Origin of the sequence: Ignatzschineria cameli (genome assembly GCF_003121895.1) — a bacterium.
Taxonomy (GTDB): Bacteria; Pseudomonadota; Gammaproteobacteria; order Cardiobacteriales; family Wohlfahrtiimonadaceae; genus Ignatzschineria; species Ignatzschineria cameli.
Genome location: NZ_QEWW01000023.1, coordinates 1 through 5679, shown reverse-complemented (window position 1 = coordinate 5679; position 5679 = coordinate 1). Strand labels below are relative to the sequence as shown.

Sequence of the window (5679 nt, the reverse complement as noted above, 5' to 3'; positions counted from 1 at the left end):
CAGATAGTGATTCTGATTCCGATAGTGACTCCGACTCCGATAGTGACTCCGATTCCGACAGTGATTCAGACTCAGATAGTGATTCAGATTCCGACAGCGACTCTGATTCGGACAGCGACTCCGATTCCGACAGTGATTCTGATTCGGACAGTGACTCTGATTCGGACAGCGACTCCGATTCCGACAGTGACTCTGATTCGGACAGCGATTCCGATTCCGATAGTGACTCAGACTCCGACAGTGATTCTGATTCGGACAGTGACTCCGATTCCGACAGTGACTCTGATTCGGACAGTGACTCTGATTCGGACAGCGACTCCGATTCCGATAGTGATTCAGATTCGGACAGCGACTCCGATTCCGATAGTGATTCAGATTCGGACAGCGACTCCGATTCCGACAGTGACTCAGACTCCGACAGTGATTCTGATTCCGACAGTGATTCTGATTCCGATAGTGACTCCGATTCCGACAGCGATTCCGATTCCGACAGCGACTCCGATTCCGATAGTGATTCAGACTCCGACAGTGACTCTGATTCCGACAGTGACTCAGACTCCGACAGTGATTCTGATTCCGACAGCGACTCCGATTCCGATAGTGACTCTGATTCGGACAGCGACTCCGATTCCGATAGTGACTCTGATTCCGACAGTGATTCTGATTCCGACAGCGATTCCGATTCCGACAGTGACTCTGATTCGGATAGTGACTCCGATTCCGATAGTGACTCAGACTCAGATAGTGATTCTGATTCCGATAGTGACTCCGACTCCGATAGTGACTCCGATTCCGACAGTGATTCAGACTCAGATAGTGATTCAGATTCCGACAGCGACTCTGATTCGGACAGCGACTCCGATTCGGACAGTGACTCTGATTCGGACAGCGACTCCGATTCCGACAGTGACTCTGATTCGGACAGCGATTCCGATTCCGATAGTGACTCAGACTCCGACAGTGATTCTGATTCGGACAGCGATTCCGATTCCGACAGTGACTCCGATTCGGACAGCGATTCCGATAGTGATTCAGACTCAGATAGTGATTCAGATTCGGACAGCGACTCCGATTCCGATAGTGATTCAGACTCAGATAGTGATTCTGATTCGGATAGCGACTCCGATTCCGATAGTGACTCAGACTCCGACAGTGATTCTGATTCCGATAGTGACTCCGATTCCGACAGCGATTCCGATTCCGACAGTGATTCTGATTCGGACAGCGACTCCGATTCGGACAGTGATTCAGACTCGGATAGTGACTCCGATTCCGATAGCGACTCAGACTCGGACAGCGACTCCGATTCCGACAGTGATTCAGACTCGGATAGTGACTCTGACTCAGATAGTGATTCAGACTCCGACAGTGATGCCGATACAGAAGCCCCCGATGCGCCTAATAATGTGGTTGTTGACAATCATGAAGATGAGGAAGGCAACACTACAACTACCGTGACCGGTGAAGGTGAACCGGGTGCTGAGGTTATCGTTAAAGATAGCGAAGGCACTGTTGTGGGTGAAGGTACCGTTAACGAAGAGGGCAACTTTGAGGTAGAGCTTGATAAGCCATTCACCAACGGTGAAGAGCTTGAGGTAAGCCAGAAAGATCAGGCTAAGAATGAGTCTGAGTCTGCGAAGGTGAATGCGCCTGATACCACTGCGCCCAATGCACCGACAGATGTCGAGGTCTCTGAAGATGGCTCTAAGGTCATCGGTAAAGGTGAGCCGAGTGCTGAGGTGATCGTTAAAGATGCCAATGATAACGTCGTGGGCAAAGGTACCGTTAACGAAGACGGTCGCTTTGAAGTAGAGCTTGATAAGCCATTCACCAACGGTGAAGAGCTTGAAGTGAGCTTAAAAGATGAGGCAGGCAATGAGTCTGACTCAACGTCAGTTAATGCCCCAGATACTACTGCGCCCAATGCACCGGATGCAGAGATCGATGAAGATGGACTTGTTGTTAAAGGTAAGGCCGAGCCAGGTTCTACTGTTGAAATCAAAGATCAAGAAGGAAACAGCTTAGGTTCTGTCGTAGCAGATCCTGAGAGTGGTGCTTATGAAGTTGAGCTTAGCCGCCCAGTGACCGATGGCGAAACTGTTGATGTTACGGCAACCGATGAAGCAGGTAATACTTCAGAGAAGACGCCTGTAACGGGTGAGAAAGATACAGTTGCACCTGATGCCCCGACAGCTGAGATCGATGAAGAAGGTCTTGTTGTTAAAGGTAAGACAGAGGCCGGCTCTACCGTTGAAGTCACGGATAGTAATGGTGAAGTAATCGGTAGCGGCACTGCAAATGAACAAGGTGAGTATGAAGTTGAGCTTAGCCGTCCAGTGACCGATGGCGAAACTGTTGATGTTACGGCAACCGATGAAGCAGGTAACACTTCAGAGAAGACGCCTGTAACGGGTGAGAAAGATACAATTGCACCAGAAGCACCGGATGCAGAGATCGATGAAGATGGCCTTGTTGTTAAAGGTAAGGCCGAGCCAGGTTCTACTGTTGAAATCAAAGATCAAGAAGGAAACAGCTTAGGTTCTGTCGTAGCAGATCCTGAGAGTGGTGCTTATGAAGTTGAGCTTAGCCGTCCAGTGACCGATGGCGAAACTGTTGATGTTACGGCAACGGATAAAGCGGGTAATACTTCAGAGAAGACGCCTGTAACGGGTGAGAAAGATACAGTTGCACCTGATGCCCCGACAGCTGAGATCGATGAAGAAGGTCTTGTTGTTAAAGGTAAGACAGAGGCCGGCTCTACCGTTGAAGTCACGGATAGTAATGGTGAAGTAATCGGTAGCGGCACTGCAAATGAACAAGGTGAGTATGAAGTTGAGCTTAGCCGTCCAGTGACCGATGGTGAAACAGTCGATGTTACGGCAACGGATAAAGCGGGTAATACTTCAGAGAAGACGCTTGTAACGGGTGAGAAAGATACAGTTGCACCTGATGCCCCGACAGCTGAGATCGATGAAGATGGACTTGTTGTTAAAGGTAAGGCTGAGCCAGGTTCTACTGTTGAAATCAAAGATCAAGAAGGAAACAGCTTAGGTTCTGTCGTAGCAGATCCTGAGAGTGGCGAGTATGAAATCACGCTAGATCGCCCTGTAACGGATGGCGAAACTGTCAATGTTACGGCAACGGATAAAGCGGGTAATACTTCAGAGAAGACGCCTGTAACGGGTGAGAAAGATACAGTTGCACCTGATGCCCCGACAGCTGAGATCGATGAAGAAGGTCTTGTTGTTAAAGGTAAGACAGAGGCCGGCTCTACCGTTGAAGTCACGGATAGTAATGGTGAAGTAATCGGTAGCGGCACTGCAAATGAACAAGGTGAGTATGAAGTTGAGCTTAGCCGTCCAGTGACCGATGGCGAAACTGTTGATGTTACGGCAACCGATGAAGCAGGTAACACTTCAGAGAAGACGCCTGTAACGGGTGAGAAAGATACAATTGCACCAGAAGCACCGGATGCAGAGATCGATGAAGATGGCCTTGTTGTTAAAGGTAAGGCCGAGCCAGGTTCTACTGTTGAAATCAAAGATCAAGAAGGAAACAGCTTAGGTTCTGTCGTAGCAGATTCTGAGAGTGGTGCTTATGAAGTTGAGCTTAGCCGCCCAGTGACCGATGGCGAAACTGTTGATGTTACGGCAACCGATGAAGCGGGTAATACTTCAGAGAAGACACCTGTAACCGGTGAGAAGGATACAGTTGCACCTAATGCACCGACAGCTGAGATCGATGAAGAAGGTCTTGTTGTTAAAGGTAAGGCCGAGCCAGGTTCTACTGTTGAAATCAAAGATCAAGAAGGAAACAGCTTAGGTTCTGTCGTAGCAGATCCTGAGAGTGGCGAGTATGAAATCACGCTAGATCGTCCTGTAACGGATGGTGAAACTGTTGATGTTACGGCAACCGATGAAGCAGGTAACACTTCAGAGAAGACACCAGTAACTGGTGAGAAAGATACAATTGCACCTGATGCACCGACAGCTGAGATCGATGAAGAAGGTCTTGTTGTTAAAGGTAAGGCTGAGCCAGGTTCTACTGTTGAAATCAAAGATCAAGAAGGAAACAGCTTAGGTTCTGTCGTAGCAGATCCTGAGAGTGGCGAGTATGAAATCACGCTAGATCGTCCTGTAACGGATGGCGAAACTGTTGATGTTACGGCAACCGATGAAGCAGGTAACACTTCAGAGAAGACGCCTGTAACGGGTGAGAAAGATACAGTTGCACCTGATGCACCGACAGCTGAGATCGATGAAGAAGGTCTTGTTGTTACAGGTAACGCAGAGCCTGGTTCAACGGTCGAAGTCAAAGATCAAGAAGGAAACAGCTTAGGTTCTGTCGTAGCAGATCCTGAGAGTGGCGAGTATGAAATCACGCTAGATCGCCCTGTAACGGATGGCGAAACTGTCAATGTTACGGCAACGGATAAAGCGGGTAATACTTCAGAGAAGACGCCTGTAACGGGTGAGAAAGATACAGTTGCACCTGATGCCCCGACAGCTGAGATCGATGAAGAAGGTCTTGTTGTTAAAGGTAAGACAGAGGCCGGCTCTACCGTTGAAGTCACGGATAGTAATGGTGAAGTAATCGGTAGCGGCACTGCAAATGAACAAGGTGAGTATGAAGTTGAGCTTAGCCGTCCAGTGACCGATGGCGAAACTGTTGATGTTACGGCAACGGATAAAGCAGGTAACACTTCAGAGAAGACACCAGTAATTGGTGAGAAAGATACAATTGCACCAGAAGCACCGGATGCAGAGATCGATGAAGATGGCCTTGTTGTTAAAGGTAAGGCTGAGCCAGGTTCTACTGTTGAAATCAAAGATCAAGAAGGAAACAGCTTAGGGTCTGTCGTAGCAGATCCTGAGAGTGGTGCTTATGAAGTTGAGCTTAGCCGCCCAGTGACCGATGGCGAAACTGTCAATGTTACGGCAACCGATAAAGCGGGTAATACTTCAGACAAAACACCAGTAACGGGTGAGAAGGATACTACTGCGCCCAATGCACCGACAGATGTCGAGGTCTCTGAAGATGGCTCTAAGGTCATCGGTAAAGGTGAGCCGGGTGCTGAGGTGATCGTTAAAGATGCCAATGATAACGTCGTGGGCAAAGGTACCGTTAACGAAGACGGTCGCTTTGAAGTAGAGCTTGATAAGCCATTCACCAACGGTGAAGAGCTTGAAGTGAGCTTAAAAGATGAGGCAGGAAATGAGTCTGACTCAACGTCAGTTAATGCCCCAGATACTACTGCGCCCAATGCACCAACAGCAGAGATCGATGAAGATGGCCTTGTTGTTAAAGGTAAGGCTGAGCCAGGATCTACTGTTGAAATCAAAGATCAAGAAGGAAACAGCTTAGGTTCTGTCGTAGCAGATCCTGAGAGTGGTGCTTATGAAGTTGAGCTTAGCCGCCCAGTGACCGATGGCGAAACTGTTGATGTTACGGCAACCGATGAAGCAGGTAATACTTCAGAGAAGACACCAGTAACGGGTGAGAAAGATACAATTGCACCTGATGCACCGACAGCTGAGATCGATGAAGATGGACTTGTTGTTAAAGGTAAGGCTGAGCCAGGTTCTACTGTTGAAATCAAAGATCAAGAAGGAAACAGCTTAGGTTCTGTCGTAGCAGATCCTGAGAGTGGTGCTTATGAAGTTGAGCTTAGCCGCCCAG

1 protein-coding gene is annotated in these 5679 nt (G+C 48.5%); it reads left to right on the top strand.

The window, feature by feature from the left end; all coding sequences use genetic code 11:
- Window positions 1-5679 (top strand): Ig-like domain-containing protein (locus tag DC077_RS10515; RefSeq protein WP_133243561.1); only part of this gene is annotated, 5679 nt, incomplete at both ends.